This is a genomic window from Gordonia sp. KTR9 (assembly GCF_000143885.2).
Classification (GTDB): Bacteria; Actinomycetota; Actinomycetes; order Mycobacteriales; family Mycobacteriaceae; genus Gordonia.
In genome coordinates this window covers 4,103,925-4,120,656 of record NC_018581.1, presented here as the reverse complement: position 1 = coordinate 4,120,656, position 16,732 = coordinate 4,103,925, and the positions used below count along the sequence as shown (strand labels likewise).

Genomic DNA, 16,732 nt, shown 5'->3' with positions numbered 1-16,732 from the left:
CCTGTCGCGCCGACGCGAGTCAGGCCGCCGCCAGCACGACGACCGCCACGACGTCGATCCCGTTCTCGGACAGCACGCGCACGGACTCGGCCGCGGTCGCGCCGGTCGTCAGCACGTCGTCGACCAGGATGGCGGCGGCCCCGCGGGTGGGTGTGACGCCCGCGCGCAGCCGCACGGCACCGCGGAGATTGCGGGCACGCGCCCGGGCGTCGAGTCCGGCGGAGTCCCGTGCCGTCGCCGAGGTCCTCAGCAGCGGTGCCACCTGTACACGTCGGCCGAGGACCGGTGCCGCATGCGTCGCCACCGAGGTGACCGGGTCTCCACCGCGGCGTCGGGCGGTCATGCGACGTGTCGGGGCCGGGATCAACAGCATCCGGTCGGCGTCGGGCAGCTCGCCCCAGCCGGCGAGCACGCGGATACCGCGTGCGAGTGCGGCGCCGAGTGGCCGCGCGAGATCGCGCCGGTCGTGTTCCTTGATCGCGATGATCGCCTGCCGGTGCGGACCGCGGTACCGGCCCAGCGCCCACACCGCGACGCCCGGCTCCATCCGCGGATGAGCGGCGACCGGCGCGTCGGACAACGCTGCCTCGCACCGCCGACACCACCCGGATCCCGGGCGTCCGCACCCGCCGCAGAGCATGGGGAACACCAGATCGGCACCCGCGTCGAAAACCTCCCGCCGCCATGTCACGCGCCGACGGTAGAACACTCCGCACCGCGGTGGCGGGCCCCGAGCGAAGGTGTGGACAACCGGCGTGCGGGGCTCGACCGGGACCTTCTACCCCGATCGTCCCGACATGCCGACGCGGCACCGGCAAAACGTGGCCGATACCGGAACTTGCGGCTACGGTCGGGGGTACAGCAGGTTGCCGGTGGCCCTCGAGGCCGGTGCCGGCCACGACCGCTTCTGCCGGAGGTGATGCCCCTGTCGCCAGAGTGTCAGCTGTCAGCTGACATGGACACATCCTCGATGCTGTTCGAATCATCAGTGCGACAACAGATCACGATGGTTCAACCGGTTTCGGGACAATTCAGGAGGTAGTTGAATGTCCACAGTCATCCACCGCAAAGGCCAGCGCGAACCGAAAACCGCCGACCCACGACCGACCGTGGAGGAGGGCCTCGCGCCCGACCGCCGGCAACCCGAGAACGATTCCTACGACCCAGAGTTCGCCTTCGTCCGCCCACCGGGAACGAAGGAATCCGACGATCCAGCCGAACCAACAGCGAAGGTCGTGTTCAGCGGCCGCAACGTCGAGATCCCCGACCACTACCGCATCTACGTCGGTGACAAGCTCGCTCGCCTCGAGCGATTCGATCCGACCATCTACCGATTCGACGTCGAGCTGAACCACGAACGCAACCGGAGACAGTCCAAGGTCTGTCAGCAGGTGGAGATCACCGCGACGGGCAAGGGGCCGATCGTGCGAGCGCAGGCCTGTGGCGAGAACTTCTACGCCGCGCTCGAGCACGCGCTGGACAAGGTCGAATCCCGATTACGCCGGGTCAAGGACCGGCGGCGTGTCCACCACGGCAACCGCCGGCCGCTCTCCGTCGCCGAAGCCACCGAGATCGGTGCCCCGCCCCTGCGCGACAATCAGCTCTCGGTCGACGGCTTCGTCGGTGATCCCGGGGCCGATTCCGCACGTGCCGCCGATCAGTGGGACGACGGCGTGGAGGATCACACGCCAGGTCAGATCGTCCGCGTGAAGGAACACACCGCGGTTCCGATGACCGTCGACGACGCGCTCTACGAGATGGAGCTGGTCGGTCACGACTTCTTCCTGTTCCACGACAAGGAGACCGACAAGGCGTCCGTGGTCTACCGCAGACACGCCTTCGACTACGGGCTCATCAGGTTGACGTGAACCCCGGGCGGGCACCTGTCGGCGGTCACCCGGTGGGCATCCGACGTCCACCTCGTCGACCCACCTGACGGTCCGATCAGGGTCTGCTCAGCTCACATCGCTACCATGGGATCCGGTCTGTGCGTTCGCGCGGGCCGGATTCCGTGTGTTTTCTACAGGTGAGGGACTCGATCCACGGTGCTGAACAAGCTGTTGCGTGTCGGCGAAGGCCGCATGGTCAAGCGACTCGATGCGATCGCATCGCACGTCGAGACGCTGTCCGATGACGTCGAGGCGTTGACCGACGCCGAGTTGCGTGCCAAGACAGACGAGTTCAAGGAGCGGATCGCCGACGGGGCGTCGCTCGACGAGCTTCTGCCCGAGGCGTTCGCGGTGGCCCGCGAGGCCGCGTGGCGAGTCCTGGACCAGAAGCACTTCCACGTCCAGATCATGGGTGGCGCGGCGCTGCACTACGGAAACATCGCCGAGATGAAGACCGGTGAGGGCAAGACGCTCACCTGTGTGCTCCCGGCGTACCTGAACGCACTCGCCGGGGACGGCGTCCACGTCGTCACCGTCAACGACTACCTGGCCAAACGTGACTCCGAGTGGATGGGTCGCGTGCACCGGTTCCTGGGTCTGGACACCGCGGTGATCCTGACCGGCATGAGTTCGGCCGCTCGTCGCGAGGCCTACGCCGCCGACATCACCTACGGCACGAACAACGAGTTCGGCTTCGACTACCTGCGCGACAACATGGCGCACTCCCTCGAGGATCTCGTCCAGCGCGGCCACGCCTTCGCGATCGTCGACGAGGTCGACTCGATCCTCGTCGACGAGGCCCGCACGCCGCTGATCATCTCCGGCCCGGCCGAGGGGTCGAGCAAGTGGTACACCGAGTTCGCCCGGATCGCACCGCTCCTCGAGCGCGATGTGCACTACGAGGTGGACATCAAGAAGAAGACGGTCGGCGTCCACGAGGCCGGCGTCGAGTTCGTCGAGGATCGCCTCGGCATCGACAATCTGTACGAGGCCGCCAATTCGCCCCTGGTCAGCTACCTGAACAACGCGATCAAGGTCAAGGAGCTGTTCCAGCGCGACAAGGACTACATCGTCCGCAACGGCAACGTGATGATCGTCGACGAGTTCACCGGCCGTGTGCTCGACGGGCGTCGCTTCAACGAGGGCCTGCATCAGGCCATCGAGGCGAAGGAGGGCGTCGAGATCAAGGCCGAGAACCAGACGCTGGCCACGATCACGCTGCAGAACTACTTCCGCCTCTACGAGAAGCTGTCCGGCATGACCGGTACCGCCGAGACCGAGGCCGCCGAGTTCGACCAGATCTACAAGCTCGGGGTGCTGCCGATCCCGACGAACAAGCCGATGATCCGCAAGGACCAGGGCGACCTGATCTACAAGACCGAAGAGGCGAAGTTCGCCGCCGTGGTCGACGACGTCACCGAGCGCCATGAGGCGGGCCAACCCGTCCTGATCGGTACGACGAGCGTCGAACGTTCCGAGTACCTGTCACGCCAGCTCAAGAAGCGCGAGGTGCCGCACAGCGTCCTGAACGCGAAGTTCCACGAGCAGGAAGCGCAGATCATCGCCGAGGCGGGTCGGCTCGGTGCGGTGACCGTGGCCACCAACATGGCCGGTCGCGGCACCGACGTGGTGCTCGGCGGCAACCCCGACATCATCGCCGACACCCGGCTGCGCAAGGCCGGACTCGACCCGGTGCACACCCCGGACGAGTACGAGGCGGCGTGGGACGAGGCCATCGAGGTCGCCCGCAACGATGCCGCGAAGGACGCCGAGAAGGTCCGCGCGGCGGGCGGGCTCTACGTGCTCGGCACCGAACGCCACGAGTCGCGCCGTATCGACAACCAGCTGCGCGGTCGCTCCGGCCGTCAGGGCGACCCGGGCGAGTCACGGTTCTACCTGTCGGTCGCCGACGAACTCATGCGCCGGTTCAACGGCGGCGCGCTCGAGGCGATCATGAACCGCCTCCCCGACGACGTGCCCATCGAGGCCAAGATGGTCACCAAGGCCATCCGCAGCGCTCAGACGCAGGTCGAGCAGCAGAACTTCGAGATGCGCAAGAACGTGCTCAAGTACGACGAGGTGATGAACGAGCAGCGCAAGGTCATCTACGCCGAGCGCCGCACGATCCTCGAGGGCGAGGATCACCACGAGCAGGTCCAGGAGATGGTCTCCGACGTCGTCGGAGCCTACGTCGACGGCGCGACGGCCGAGGGCTACGCCGAGGACTGGGATCTCGACGAGCTGTGGTCCGCCCTGCGCGCGCTGTATCCGATCGAGCTCGAGCCGAAAGATGTCGTCGGCGAGTCCGAATACGGTGAGCGCGATGACATCTCGGCCGAAGAGTTGCGCGAGAGGCTCGTCGCCGACGCGCGCGCCGCCTACGACGCCCGCGAGAAGCAGATCGACTCGATCGCCGGTGAGGGTGCGATGCGCCAGCTCGAGCGCAGCGTGCTGCTGAGCGTGCTCGACCGCAAGTGGCGAGACCACCTGTACGAGATGGACTACCTGCGCGAGGGCATCCACCTGCGTTCGATGGCCCAGCGCGACCCGGTCGTCGAGTACCAGCGTGAGGGCTTCGACATGTTCCACGGCATGCTCGAGGGCCTGAAGGAAGAAGCGCTGACCATCCTGTTCAACGCGCAGGTGCAGACCGAGCAGCCGGCCCAGCAGCAACCGCTCCCGAGCGCGGCCGATCTGCGAGCGGCAGTCGGCGCGGGCGCCCCGGCGCCCGTACCCGCGGCCCCGGTCGCGGACTCGGGTGCGCAGGCCCCGGCCGCCCTGCGGGCTCCGTCCCAGTCGGGTGACCCGGCGGTCACGTACTCAGGTCCGGGGGAGGGCGGCGGTACGGTCGTCCATTCCGAGGAAGAGGAGCTCTCGGGCGCGGCGGAATCCGCCAGCCGACGCGAGCGTCGTGCTGCGGCTCGCGCGAAGGGGGCACGGCCCAAGCCCCCGAAGTCGAAGAAACAGCGCCGCTGACGAACAGTCGGCCGCCGGCGGTCGGCCCCGGATTCTCCGAGGGTCGACCGCCGGCAATTTTTTTTCGTGCTTGATGGAACCGGGACGGCGCCTGGTGCGTCCAATCCCCATGCGTCCACTCCTCACGGGTCCTGACCTCGCCCACACGGGCACATCCGGGCCACACGAGCCCCGGCCGATGCAGACACCGCGGGTCCGGGTTCGTCCGGCCCCGCCGTACGAGCCCGACGGTCCGGTGGTGACGGCAATCCGCACGGTTGCCCATGTCCCCTCACCCCGTCCGTATCCGGCAGTCGCCCCCGGCACGACGTCGGCACGCAAGACCGCGTCGGCCGCCGCCGAGGCCCGCCGCTTCACCGTGGCGGTGTCCCGGGTGCTCTTCGAGGTGCTCGACCGACGCCGCTCGATCGCCCACCTCGGCGATGTCGTGGCGCCGGCGGTCGCCGACCAGATCGCGGCGCTCGTGCGGCACGACGCCTTCCGCATTCCCGAGGCATCCGGCTCCGGCACATCCGCGACCGGACCGGCGCCCTCGGCGACGCAGGTCCCGACCGGGAACGTGCTGCGGCGGGTGCATGTCCAGTTGTGCGATCCCAGCGCTGCCGAGGTGTTCGGGTCATATGAGGGCGGTGGACGGACCCGGGCGTTCGCCGGACGTATCGAGCGCAAGCCGATCCGGGTCCGAGGTGCCGTGCCCGTGGGCCGGCGCTCGCTGGTTCGCGTCGAGTACCGCTGGCAACTGGTCGCGCTCGAGTTCGGCTGACAGTGCGCGTGGCCGAACGTTCATCGCGCGGCCATCGCGCTGCGCCGACCACGAAACCCAGCATCGGCGATTAGGATCGGCGACGTGGTCACCCGTCTGTCGCCCCGCGACGCGATGTACTACTTCCTCGACGATTCGCGTTCGACGACCCACCTCGGGGCGTTGCTGATCGTCGAGCCCGTGGCCGAGCGCGACACCGCGGGCGGTTCCGAGCCGTCCGAACGTGCGGCGCGCGAGCCGATGTTCGACTACTCGCGTCTGGTGTCGCTGGTGGAGAACCGTCTGCAGCTCATCCCGCGGTACCGCCAGACGGTTCGCGAGGTGACCCTCGGGCTCGCTCGCCCGGTCTGGGTCGACGACCCCGACTTCGACATCAACTTCCACATCCGTCGTGCCGGCCTGCCCCGTCGAGGTGAGAGTGTCGACCTCGACGACTTGGTCGCCCGCGTGATGTCCCGGCCCCTCGACCGCACCCGACCGCTGTGGGAGATGTACCTCATCGAGGGTCTCGCCGACGGCCGGCTGGCGATCCTCACCAAGTCGCACCGATGCCTGATCGACGAGCACGGGAGTCGCGAGATCAGCGAGGTCATCTGCGACGGCGCCGAGGCGGCCGAGCCGCTGCCCGAGGAGTTGTGGATGCCCGGGTCGCCACCGGGGGGCACCAACCTCGTCGTCGGCGCGCTGGCCGAGGCACTCGCGCGGCCGGGCGACCTGGTGGACACGATGCTGCACGGCAACGGGATCGTGTCCGAGATGCGCGCCGCGATGGGCACCACTGTGCGACGCGTCGGAGATGTGGTGTCGCAGCTGAGCGACTCCGCACCGCGCAGCCCGCTGAACAATCCGGGCACGACGACCCGATCCATCACGACCGCCGGGTTGCCGCGTCGGGGATGTGCGAAGGTCGCCGAACACCACGGGTGCACGATCAACGACGTCGAACTCGCGATCATCTCCGGGGTCATGCGCAAGTGGATGCTGTCGTTCGATCCGGCGGAGGTACCCGCCGACACGGTGCGCGTGGTGGTCCCGTTGTCCGCGCGCGATCCGGGAGTGGAGCGCACCGCCGAGCCCGAACCCGGGTGGATCGGCGTGGGCAAGCCGAGTTTCGTGACGGATCTGCCGGTGGGAGAGAGCAATCCGGTGGTTCGGCTGTCCCAGGTGGCGGGACTGGCGGATCGGTACGCGCAGTCGTCACGACGGATGACCCTCGGCCCGAGTCCGTTGTTCCCGGAGCTCGGTGCGGTGCCCTTCCCGGAGTTCAGTTCGCGGGCGTTCCGGTCGCTGAACAGTCGTGCCTACAACGTGCCGGTGGCGATGAGCACCGCCCCCGTCCCGGACCGGTTCGTCCTCGGCGCACCGGTGTCGCAGATGTTCTCGATCCCCACCCTCGTGTCGCAGCGTGCACTGGCGATCAGCATCGTCGAGTACCGTGACCAACTGCACTTCGCCTTCGTCGCCGACCGCGGTGTCATCGCCGATCTGCCGGCGATGGCCGACTACGTGTACGAGTCCTACGAAGAGCTGACCCAGCCCTACCGCGAGCCGACAGGAGCAATCGACGAATGAGGGTGTACCTGCCGGCGACGTTGGCGATGGTGTCGCGACTGACCACCGACGGCGAGTTCCGGCCGCTCGGTGGTACCGGCTTCGCGCTCACGCCCGCGCTCCGGGAGGCCTTCGTGTCCGGGGACGACGAGGAGCTGTCCGAGGTCGCGTTGCGCGAGGCCGCGCGGGCATCGCTGCGCCTGCTCGCCGGGGAGGCGCCGGAGCCGGGCGATGTGGATGCCGACGCCGATCTCGCCGCCGACGAGGCGGTCACCTCGCCGGGCGACACCCCGCGCCTGCCGCCGCGGCGGGTGGTCGTCGCGGCCGATGTCGAGGACGTGACACCGCGTCCCGATCTCGACGACGCGGTCGTCAAGGTCTCCGGTGCCGTACCGCTGTCGGCGATCGCGTCCGTTCACGTCGACGTCGCCGAGGCGGAGCCGAAGGTCCGGGCCGCGGTCGTGGTGATCGACGCCGCCGACATGGGTGACCTCGATGCCGAACTCGCCGTCGGTGACGTCGAGGACTTCGACCTCGCGTGGTACGCCACCCAGGAGCTGCCTTTCCTGCTCGAACTGCTCTGAGCCGGCACGCCAACCTACGGTTCCGTAGGTTACTGTGTGTCCGACACGCTCCCGACGTCGAAGGCGGTTAGTGAGATGGGCTTGCTCGAGCGATTCGAGGAACCGGTTTCGGGGGTCGCGGCCCGCAGCCGCGGCGCGCAATGGGCGCGAGCCGCGCTCACCCGGATCACGACGCCGCTGCTTCCCGACGACTACCTCCACCTGGCGAATCCGCTGTGGTCGGCCCGCGAACTGCGCGGCAAGGTCGTCTCGGTGACCCGGGAGACCGAGGACACCGCGACGATCCGCATCCGGCCGGGATGGGGCTTCTCCTTCGACTACGTGCCGGGACAGTACGTCGGCATCGGCGTGCTGATGGAGGGCCGCTGGGCATGGCGGTCCTATTCCCTCACCTCGACCCCCGATTCGTCGGCGAACGACAAGACGATCTCGATCACGGTCAAGGCGATGCCCGAGGGATTTCTGTCCAGCCACCTGGTCAACGGCCTGACGCCCGGGACGGTCGTTCGTCTCGCCGCACCTCGCGGCGAGTTCGTGCTGCCCGACCCGCTGCCGGCGAAGGTCCTCTTCGTGACCGCGGGAAGTGGTCTCACACCGATCATCTCGATGCTGCGCACCGTCCGGCACCGGGGTCAGCACACCGACATCCGGCTCATCCACTCGACGCCGACTCCGGCCGACCTGCTGTTCGCCGACGAGCTCGGTGGCCTGGCGGCCGACGGCATCGTCGACCTGCACGTGCAGTACACGCGCTCGGACGGGCAGATCACGCCGGAGGTCCTGCCGTCTCTCTGCGCGGACTGGCGCGAGCGCCAGACCTGGGCGTGCGGACCCGCCGGGTTCCTGGACGGCTTGCAGCGCCTCTACTCGGAGGCCCATCTGGCCGAACGCCTGCACATCGAGCGGTTCGCGCTCGAACGCGGCGTCGTCGGGGCCCAGGGAGGGACCGTGACGTTCTCGCGGTCGGGGAAGTCGGCGGCCGTCGACGGCGCGACCACCCTGCTCGAGGCGGGGGAGTCGGCGGGCGCGATCATGCCCTTCGGATGCCGGATGGGGATCTGTCAGAGCTGCGTGGTCATGCTCGACAAAGGATGTGTGCGCGATCTGCGTTCGGGCGTCGAGCATGTCGAGGGCGAACGGATCCAGACCTGCGTCAGCGCCGCGGCGGGGGATTGCACCCTCGACGTCTGACCGGGGAGTTCGCCGCGAGCCGCTCGTACCGACCGGTGACCCGGTAGGGTGAACGACGTGCGTGGCGAGAGGACACCGGCCCGTGGAAACGCCGGCGAAGGCACCCGTGAGAGCTGAGGCTTCGGTCCCCAGCCAGATCCCCGTCCTGAGTGACGGTGGGGTCACGTTGCGGCCGCATGAGCCCCGCGATCTCGATCGCATGGTGGAGCTGGCGGCAGATCCGGCCATGATGCGGTGGACCCCGATCCCGGCACCGTACAGCCGCGCGGCGGCGGAGCGGTTCGCGCTCGCCTATGCGCCTCGGAGCTGGGCGGACGGAACCCGGATGCTGTGGGCTGTCGAGTTCGACGGCCGGTTCGTCGGCACCGTCGACATCGAGGGCGAGGGCCCGCTCACCCGACTCAGCTACGACCTGCACCCCGACGCGCGCGGGTGGGGCGTGATGAAGCGCGCCGTCCTGCTGGCCGTGAACTACGCGTTCGGTGAGGCCGGCAAAGAGGTCGTCCGCTGGACGACGGTGGCCGGCAACATCGACGCGCTGCGGGTGGCCCATTCGTGTGGATTCCGCCTCGACGCCGCGGTACAGAACGGTGTCGAGGTCCGTGGCCACATCCGCGACGCCTGGGTGGGATCGCTTCATGCAAACGATCCGCAGCACCCGAAGACCGACTGGCGGACAGACGTTTTCGAGACCGATCGGTTCCGTCTCCGGCCGCTGGCGGAGACCGACGACCCGCGAATCCGGGAGACGCTCGACGACCCGGCATCGCGCAAGTACCTGTTCGCACGCCCCGATCCGTTGGAACTCGAACATGCCGCGGCCGAGCGGCTCCGCAAGTGGTGGACCGCCGCGCAGGGTACGACATGCACCTGGGCGGTGGCCGACCGCGAGACCGACGCCTATCTGGGCGACATCACGCTGCTGCACATCGACGAGGTCACAGGGGCCGAGGCCGGCTTCTACACGCATCCGGAGGCTCGCGGGAAAGGCGTTCTCGCCGAGGCATTCCCGGCTGCGGTCCGGTACGCCTTCGACAAGCTGGGCTTCCGTCGCCTCACCCTCTTCGCCGCCGACAGCAACGAGGGCAGCAAGAAGCTCGCCCGCAACGCCGGCTTCCGGGAGTTCGGCACCCAGAAGCTCGCCGCCCGGTCCGACGGAGTCTTCGAAGACCTCATCGGCTTCGAGTTGTTCCGCGACGATTATGAGGCCAACCGCAACAAGTGACGGCCCCCGCCTGAGGCCCCTTCGTCGACTGGGCGTCGTTTCCCGTCGACTGGGCGTCGTTTTTCGTTGACTGTGCGTCAATTCGCGTCGACTGGGCCTTGATCCGTCCCGCGGCCGGATGTCCGGGGCCGGATGAGCCCGTCGAAGCCCTCGTCACACTCGCTGGACACATCGCCGTCGCTAACCTACGCTTGCGTAAGTTACGGAAACGTAGGCGTAGGCAGCGGTCACCGGCGCACCTCGAATGCGCGCGACCGACCACCGGCGAAGGGAACCACACATGGCGATCTCCGACATCCCCGAATACGCACATCTGACCGAATCCGACGTGGCCGCTCTGGGAGCGGAGCTCGACGCGATCCGCGCCGACATCGAGGCCGACCGCGGCGAGCGCGATGCGCGATACCTGCGCAACACGATTCGTTTCCAGCGCGGCCTGGAGGTCGCCGGTCGTGTTCTGCTCTTCGGCTCGACCCGTCGATCGGCGTGGTGGGCGGGTGCGTGCACGCTCGGCGTCGCCAAGATCGTGGAGAACATGGAGCTCGGGCACAACGTGATGCACGGGCAGTGGGACTGGATGAACGACCCGGAGGTGCACAGCACCACGTGGGAGTGGGACAACACCGACCCGTCGGCGCACTGGAAGCACACCCACAACTACATCCATCACAAGTACACGAACGTGCTCGGCATGGACGACGACGTGGGCTACGGTCTGCTGCGCGTCACCCGCGATCAGCGGTGGCGTCCGTTCAACTACGGAAACCTGGTCTACAACACCATTCTCGCCCTGGCCTTCCAGTACGGGGTCGCCGTGCAGCACCTCGAGCTGGGCAAGAAGCGCAAGACCCCCGAGGCGCAGGAGGAGTTCCGGCGCAATCGCAACGATGTGCTGTCGAAGATCGGCAAGCAGGTCGCCAAGGACTATCTCGCGTATCCGGCGCTGGTGAGTGCCGCCACCGGGCACAAGGTCGGGTACGGCCGCGCGTACGCCAAGGCCGCGACCGCGAATGCGCTCGGCAACGTGATCCGCAACGTGTGGAGCAACGCCGTCATCTTCTGCGGACACTTCCCCGACGGCGCGGAGAAGTTCACCAGGCAGGACATCGACAACGAGACGCAGGCCGAGTGGTACCTGCGCCAGATGCTCGGCAGCGCCAACTTCGACGCCGGATTCGCCCTCGCCTTCATGAGCGGCAACCTGTCGTACCAGATCGAGCACCACATCTTCCCGGACCTGCCCAGCAACCGGTACGCCGAGATCGCGGTGCGGGTGCGGGCACTGTGCGACAAGTACGACCTGCCCTACACCTCGGGACCGTTCCCGGTGCAGTACGCGAAGGCATGGCGGACGATCGCCAAACTGTCGCTCCCGGACAAGTACCTCTCCGCGACCGCCGACGATGCGCCCGAGACGGCGTCGGAACGTCGCTTCAAGCAGGGGCTCCCCGACGGTGCCCGACTGCAGGCGACGGTCGACGAGACGACCGGTGCCCGCCGCGGGCTGCGCTCGGCGATCGACAGCCTGCGCTCCCGTCGACGCGACAAGCTGGTCCGCTCGCTGCGCAGCCGTCCGGGCCGTGCCGATGTGTCCGAGGGCAACGTCCGCCGCGACGACGAGGCCGCCTGATCCGCGCAGGTCAGACGGTTGCATTTGTCGGACAAGCCGCATGTGCGGACGGCGAGGGCATAATGAGGCGTAATGGCAATCACTGACATCAACGAGTACGCGCACCTGACCGACGCCGACGTGGAAGCACTCGGCGCCGAGCTCGACGCGCTCCGTCGCGAGATCGAGGCGGACCGCGGGATGCGTGACGTCCGATATCTCCGGCGGACGATCTTCGCGCATCGCGCCCTCGAGGTCGCGGGTCGCGCCGCGCTGCTGGGCAGCCGCTCCAGGCCCCTCTGGCTGCTCGGTACCGGTGCCCTCGCGCTCTCGAAGATCATCGAGAACATGGAGCTCGGGCACAACGTGATGCACGGGCAGTGGGACTGGATGAACGACCCGGAGGTCCACTCGACCACCTGGGAGTGGGACATGGTGTGCGCCTCCCCGCACTGGAAGCACTCCCACAACTACATCCATCACAAGTACACCAACGTCCTCGACATGGATCACGACGTCGGGTACAAGACGTTGCGCGTCACTCGCGACGAGCCCTGGCAGCCCAAGATGCTGTTCCAGCCGCTCACCAACATCGTGCTCGCCGCGTTGTTCGAGTGGGGCATCGGCCTGCACGACCTCGACCTGAAGGACGCGCTCACCGGGAAGAAGTCCCGAGAGGTGGCTCTCCCGCAGCTGAAGGTCTTCGCACGCAAGGTCGGTAAGCAGCTGGCGAAGGACTACCTCCTGTTCCCGACGCTGTCGGGCCCGAACTTCAAGCACACGCTGACGGCGAACCTCACCGCGAATCTGATCCGCAACCTGTGGGCCTACGTGGTGATCTTCTGCGGGCACTTCCCGGACGGCGCGGAGAAGTTCACCGCGGACACGCTCGAGAACGAGACGCAGGGTCAGTGGTACCTGCGGCAGATGCTCGGCACGGCGAACTTCAACGCCGGCCCCGCCATGGCGTTCTTCAGCGGCAACCTGTGCTATCAGATCGAACACCATCTGTATCCGGACCTGCCGAGCAACCGGTACGCCGAGATCGGCGTCCGGGTGCGCGAGCTGTGTGACAAGTACGATCTCCCGTACACGACCGGATCGATTGTCGTGCAATACCTTCAGACGTTGCGCACGATCAACAAGCTCTCGCTGCCCGATTCGTTCCTACGCGCGACACCCGACGACGCGCCGGAAACCGCGTCGGAGAAGCGTTTCGCGGGGATGACGCCGCGCGCGAACGGTCTCAAGACCGCCATCCGCGAGCTGCGCGCCCGTCGACGTCGGCGCTGACGGCTCGCACCGTCAGTGCGGCTGCTGGGACTCCGGGGACCGGGGCTCCTCGACCGGTTCACCTTCGCCGCCGCTGACCGCCACCAGCAGGTGGCGCACCGCCATGGCGCGTCGGTACGAGTGACCGGTGAGCTCGTCCAGTGTGCACTCCGGGTCCGCCGGCGGGCCCAGATGGGTGCAGCCCCTGGGGCATTCGGCGATGGCGGACTGCAGATCGTCGAAGGCGGCGACGATGTCGTCGGGTCCGACGTGCGCGAGTCCGAAGGACCGGATGCCGGGTGTGTCGATCACCCAGCCGCGCGGGCCGGTGTCCTCGGGCAGTGCCAGTGCCACCGACTGTGTCGAGGTGTGCCGGCCCTTGCCGACTCCCGACACCACGCCGGTCGCTCGATACGCGTCCGGCACAAGGCGATTGACCAGTGTCGACTTGCCCACCCCGGAATGGCCGATGAACGCGGTGATCCGGCCGCGCAACGTCGCGAGGATCTCGTCGAGCGGGTCGTCGCGACCCGCGCACACCACCGGTAGGTCGAGATCGGCGAAGGCCGCGGTGAACTCGGACGGATCGGCGAGGTCCGACTTGGTCAGGCACAGGATGGGGGACAGGCCGCCCACATACGCCGCTGCCAGCGCGCGTTCGACGAACCCGGTGCGCGGCGGCGGATCCGCCATGGCGGTCACGATGAGGAGCTGGTCGGCGTTCGCCACGACGATCCGCTCATAGGGATCGGAGTCATCTGCGGTGCGGCGCAACACAGTTCGACGATCAGCGACCCGGACGATCCGCGCCAGCGAGTCGGGACGGCCGGACAGGTCGCCCACCACGGACACGTCGTCGCCGACGACGATCGGCGTGCGCCCCAGCTCGCGAGCCCGCATGGTGACGACGCGTCGGGCCGGGTCGCCGCCGAGCACCACGCCCCAGCGGCCGCGATCGACCGACACCACCATCCCCTGCTCGGCGTCGTCATGCGAGGGCCGCTGTTTGGTGCGCGGCCTGGTGCCTTTGCCCGGACGGACCCGGACATCGGATTCGTCGTAACTCGCGGCCCGGCGACTCACCGGGAGGCCCGTTCCCGTCGGGTCATAGGCCCTCGATCATTCTCTGCCACATGGCGGGGAAGTCGGGCAGCGTCTTACTCGTCGTCTCGATGTCGGCGACGACCACGCCGGGCGTCACGAGGCCGATGATCGCGCCCGCGGTCGCCATCCGATGATCGGCATAGGACTCCCACGTACCCCCGCGCAAGGGGGCGCCGGCTGTGCCGGTGATGCGGAGGCCGTCGTCGGTCTCGGCACACGTCCCACCCAGGCGGGTGATCTCCGTGGTGAGTGCGGCGAGCCGATCGGTCTCGTGCCCGCGGAGATGGGCGATCCCCGACAGGACCGACTGCCCGTCGGCCAGCGCGCACAGCGCGGCGATGGTGGGGGTGAGCTCGCCGATGTCACGGAGGTCGAGGTCGACCGCCTTGAGTACCTCGGGTCCGCGAACCGACAGCGTGCCGTCGAGATGCTCCACGGCGCAACCCATCGCGGCCAGCACGTCCGCGATCCGCGCGCCGGGTTGGGTGGTCACGGCGGGCCAGTACGGCACCCGGACGGTTCCGCCGGTCACGGCCGCCGCGGCGAGGAATGCGGCGGCGTTCGAGAGGTCGGGTTCGACGGTCCAGTCGACGGCCGCGATCGGTCCGGGTGCGACACTCCAGACATCGGGTCGCGAGGTGTCGACGACGACTCCGGCCGTCGCCAGCATGTCCACGGTCATGTCGATGTGCGGGGTCGACGGGACGGCCGGCCCGACATGCCGGACCACGACGCCGGCGTCGAATCGGGCCGCCGACAACAGGAGTCCCGACACGAACTGCGAGGACCCGGACGCGTCGATGGTGACCTCGCCGCCGGGAACGGTCCCGCTGCCGTCGATGGTGAACGGCAACCGATCACCGTCGACGGCGACGCCGAGCCGGCGCAGTGCGTCGAGGATCGTGGTCTGTGGCCGCTCGCGCGCATGAGGGTCGCCGTCGAAGAACACCCGACCGGTGGCCAGGGCGGCCGCCGGAGGGAGGAAACGCATCACGGTCCCGGCGAGGCCGCAGTCCACCGCGGCACCGTGGAGGGGTCCGGGTACGACAGAGACGGTGGTCTCGCTGGCGGGGTCGATCCTGATCTCGGCGCCCAGTGCCTCCAGCGCGGCCAGCATCAGATCGGTGTCGCGGCTCCGGAGCGTTCCGCGGACGGTGGACGGTCCATCGGCGAGGGCGGCGAGGACGAGTGCACGGTTGGTGATCGACTTGGAACCCGGCAGCTCCACCGTCGCGTCCAGGCCGCGTCCGGCGGGCGCATCGTGTCCTCCGCTGACCGTCGGCGCGTTCCAGGAACTCATGGCGTCCAGTCTGTCATGGCGCGTCCGCGACCTCGGTCGCCGATCGACCCGGAGGCCCGGGTCCGCCGGACGTCCTGCCGCGTGCGGTGAGCGGTGTGGACGGCTATCGCGTGTCCTTGCGCAACGGGTGATCGGCGGGGATCTGGACGACGATGAGGGTGCGGCCGTCCGGATCGCTCGCGTGCATCTCGATCAGACCCCAGGGCTCGGTGCGCGGTTCGCGGGTGACGGGGACGCCGCGCTCCCGAAACTGCTCGGCGACGGCCTCGGCGTCGCGGACTTGCAGCCAGAGAACGGAATCGCTCGTCGCAGGGGGTGCGTCGGTCGCCATGTGCGTCGAGATCTCGATGAGTCCGTTGCCCGCGAAGAAGACGACGCCACCCGGATACTCGCGGTGCACCGGCAGCTCGAGCCGGTCGCGGTAGAAGGACTGCAGGCGTTCGGGATCGGCCGAGAGCAGGAGCACCCGGCTGGACAACACCTCCATCTACTGCCCCTCGGTGCTGCCGGCCGAACCGCCGAGCGCGTGGCCACGATTGACGTCGCTTCCGTGACTCGCCGCGTCGTAGGCCGCGCGTTCGCGAGCGAGTCGGTCGGTCTCGCCGATCGGTGCCGAATCGCCGAACGCGAACGCGGAATCGTGGGGCCACTCGTGCGGGAGATCGGGGTCGACGATGTCCGCATCGTCGTGTGCCGGGTCGGGATCTTGTCTGGAGGACATGGCTTCCACGATAGGCCGAACCGGAGCCCTCGCGGGGGATCCACGACCGACGGGCTTCGATGCGCGATCGTGCGGTCGTCGCAGTACAACCGCAAGGTCGCGGGCCTAGCGTTGTCCTGGTCGGGCGTCCAGCACGCGATCACCGGGAGGGATCATGACCAGCACCGAGCACCGAACCGAACACCGAGCCTTCGCCGAACCCGACGAGGTACGCACGTTCGGGCACGGCCAGATAGACATAGTCAGCGTGGGGCATTCGGACATCGGCCGGATGACCCTGCAGCCCGGCTGGAGGTGGTCGGTCGACGTCAAACCGATCGCCGGCACCGAGCTCTGCGAGGCGCCCCACTTCCAGTACCACGCTGCCGGCGTCCTGCACGTCGTGATGGCCGACGGAACCGAGTTCGACGCGGGACCCGGGGAGATCACGTCCCTGCCCTCCGGTCACGACGCCTGGGTGGTCGGCGACGATCCCGTGGTCCTCGTCGACTTCTACGGCGCCAGCAACTACGCCAAGCAGCAGCACGGGTGACGCCCGTGCCTCGGG

General features: G+C 68.5%; 15 protein-coding genes. 10 read left to right on the top strand and 5 right to left on the bottom strand.

From position 1 onward, the window contains the following. Window positions 1-19 precede the first annotated feature (19 nt). Window positions 20-640: a ComF family protein gene (locus tag KTR9_RS19360; protein ID WP_148281305.1), complete on the bottom strand. Its 621-nt coding sequence runs from the start codon at window positions 638-640 to the stop codon at window positions 20-22. A gap of 406 nt (window positions 641-1,046) precedes the next feature. On the opposite strand from KTR9_RS19360, the gene hpf reads away from it, so the two are divergent. From hpf to KTR9_RS19315, 9 genes are all read left to right on the top strand, one after another. Beyond that, window positions 1,047-1,868, top strand: coding sequence for a ribosome hibernation-promoting factor, HPF/YfiA family (hpf, locus tag KTR9_RS19355; RefSeq protein ID WP_014927781.1), 822 nt, complete (start codon window positions 1,047-1,049; stop codon window positions 1,866-1,868). Between the two features lie 177 nt (window positions 1,869-2,045). Then, entirely contained in the window at window positions 2,046-4,865 is a 2,820-nt protein-coding gene (secA, locus tag KTR9_RS19350; protein ID WP_014927780.1) for a preprotein translocase subunit SecA, read from the top strand. Between the two features lie 178 nt (window positions 4,866-5,043). After that, a complete protein-coding gene (locus tag KTR9_RS19345; protein ID WP_193363202.1) occupies window positions 5,044-5,628 on the top strand; it encodes an Rv3235 family protein in 585 nt (194 codons plus the stop codon). An 84-nt stretch (window positions 5,629-5,712) separates the two neighbouring features. After that, entirely contained in the window at window positions 5,713-7,200 is a 1,488-nt protein-coding gene (locus KTR9_RS19340) for a wax ester/triacylglycerol synthase domain-containing protein (RefSeq protein WP_014927778.1), read from the top strand. Beyond that, the gene (locus tag KTR9_RS19335; protein WP_014927777.1) at window positions 7,197-7,763 is read left to right on the top strand and encodes a DUF6912 family protein; all 567 of its coding nucleotides are present in this window, start codon (window positions 7,197-7,199) and stop codon (window positions 7,761-7,763) included. Before KTR9_RS19340 ends, KTR9_RS19335 begins: the two co-directional genes overlap by 4 nt. A gap of 75 nt (window positions 7,764-7,838) precedes the next feature. Continuing rightward, window positions 7,839-8,954: a ferredoxin reductase gene (locus tag KTR9_RS19330; RefSeq protein ID WP_014927776.1), complete on the top strand. Its 1,116-nt coding sequence runs from the start codon at window positions 7,839-7,841 to the stop codon at window positions 8,952-8,954. 82 nt (window positions 8,955-9,036) lie between these two features. Beyond that, the gene (locus KTR9_RS19325; protein ID WP_443134908.1) at window positions 9,037-10,179 is read left to right on the top strand and encodes a GNAT family N-acetyltransferase; all 1,143 of its coding nucleotides are present in this window, start codon (window positions 9,037-9,039) and stop codon (window positions 10,177-10,179) included. Between the two features lie 280 nt (window positions 10,180-10,459). Next, window positions 10,460-11,809 (top strand): fatty acid desaturase family protein, encoded by a 1,350-nt coding sequence (locus KTR9_RS19320; RefSeq protein ID WP_014927774.1) that lies wholly within the window; start codon window positions 10,460-10,462, stop codon window positions 11,807-11,809. 72 nt (window positions 11,810-11,881) lie between these two features. After that, entirely contained in the window at window positions 11,882-13,081 is a 1,200-nt protein-coding gene (locus KTR9_RS19315; RefSeq protein WP_014927773.1) for a fatty acid desaturase family protein, read from the top strand. A 12-nt stretch (window positions 13,082-13,093) separates the two neighbouring features. Here KTR9_RS19315 and rsgA read toward each other — a convergent pair whose 3' ends face one another. The 4 genes from rsgA to KTR9_RS19295 form a co-directional block, all read right to left on the bottom strand. Continuing rightward, window positions 13,094-14,143 carry a ribosome small subunit-dependent GTPase A gene (rsgA, locus tag KTR9_RS19310; RefSeq protein ID WP_044507107.1) on the bottom strand — a complete coding sequence of 350 codons (1,050 nt, stop codon included), beginning with the start codon at window positions 14,141-14,143 and terminating at the stop codon, window positions 13,094-13,096. 22 nt (window positions 14,144-14,165) lie between these two features. Continuing rightward, window positions 14,166-15,464 (bottom strand): 3-phosphoshikimate 1-carboxyvinyltransferase, encoded by a 1,299-nt coding sequence (gene aroA / locus KTR9_RS19305; RefSeq protein WP_014927771.1) that lies wholly within the window; start codon window positions 15,462-15,464, stop codon window positions 14,166-14,168. Window positions 15,465-15,567: 103 nt separating this feature from the next. Continuing rightward, a complete protein-coding gene (locus KTR9_RS19300) occupies window positions 15,568-15,951 on the bottom strand; it encodes a VOC family protein (RefSeq protein WP_014927770.1) in 384 nt (127 codons plus the stop codon). Continuing rightward, window positions 15,952-16,185 carry a hypothetical protein gene (locus KTR9_RS19295; protein ID WP_010844631.1) on the bottom strand — a complete coding sequence of 78 codons (234 nt, stop codon included), beginning with the start codon at window positions 16,183-16,185 and terminating at the stop codon, window positions 15,952-15,954. Between the two features lie 154 nt (window positions 16,186-16,339). On the opposite strand from KTR9_RS19295, the gene KTR9_RS19290 reads away from it, so the two are divergent. Beyond that, on the top strand, window positions 16,340-16,717 hold the full coding sequence (locus KTR9_RS19290; protein WP_010844630.1) for a cupin domain-containing protein: 378 nt from the start codon (window positions 16,340-16,342) through the stop codon (window positions 16,715-16,717). Window positions 16,718-16,732: the final 15 nt, after the last annotated feature.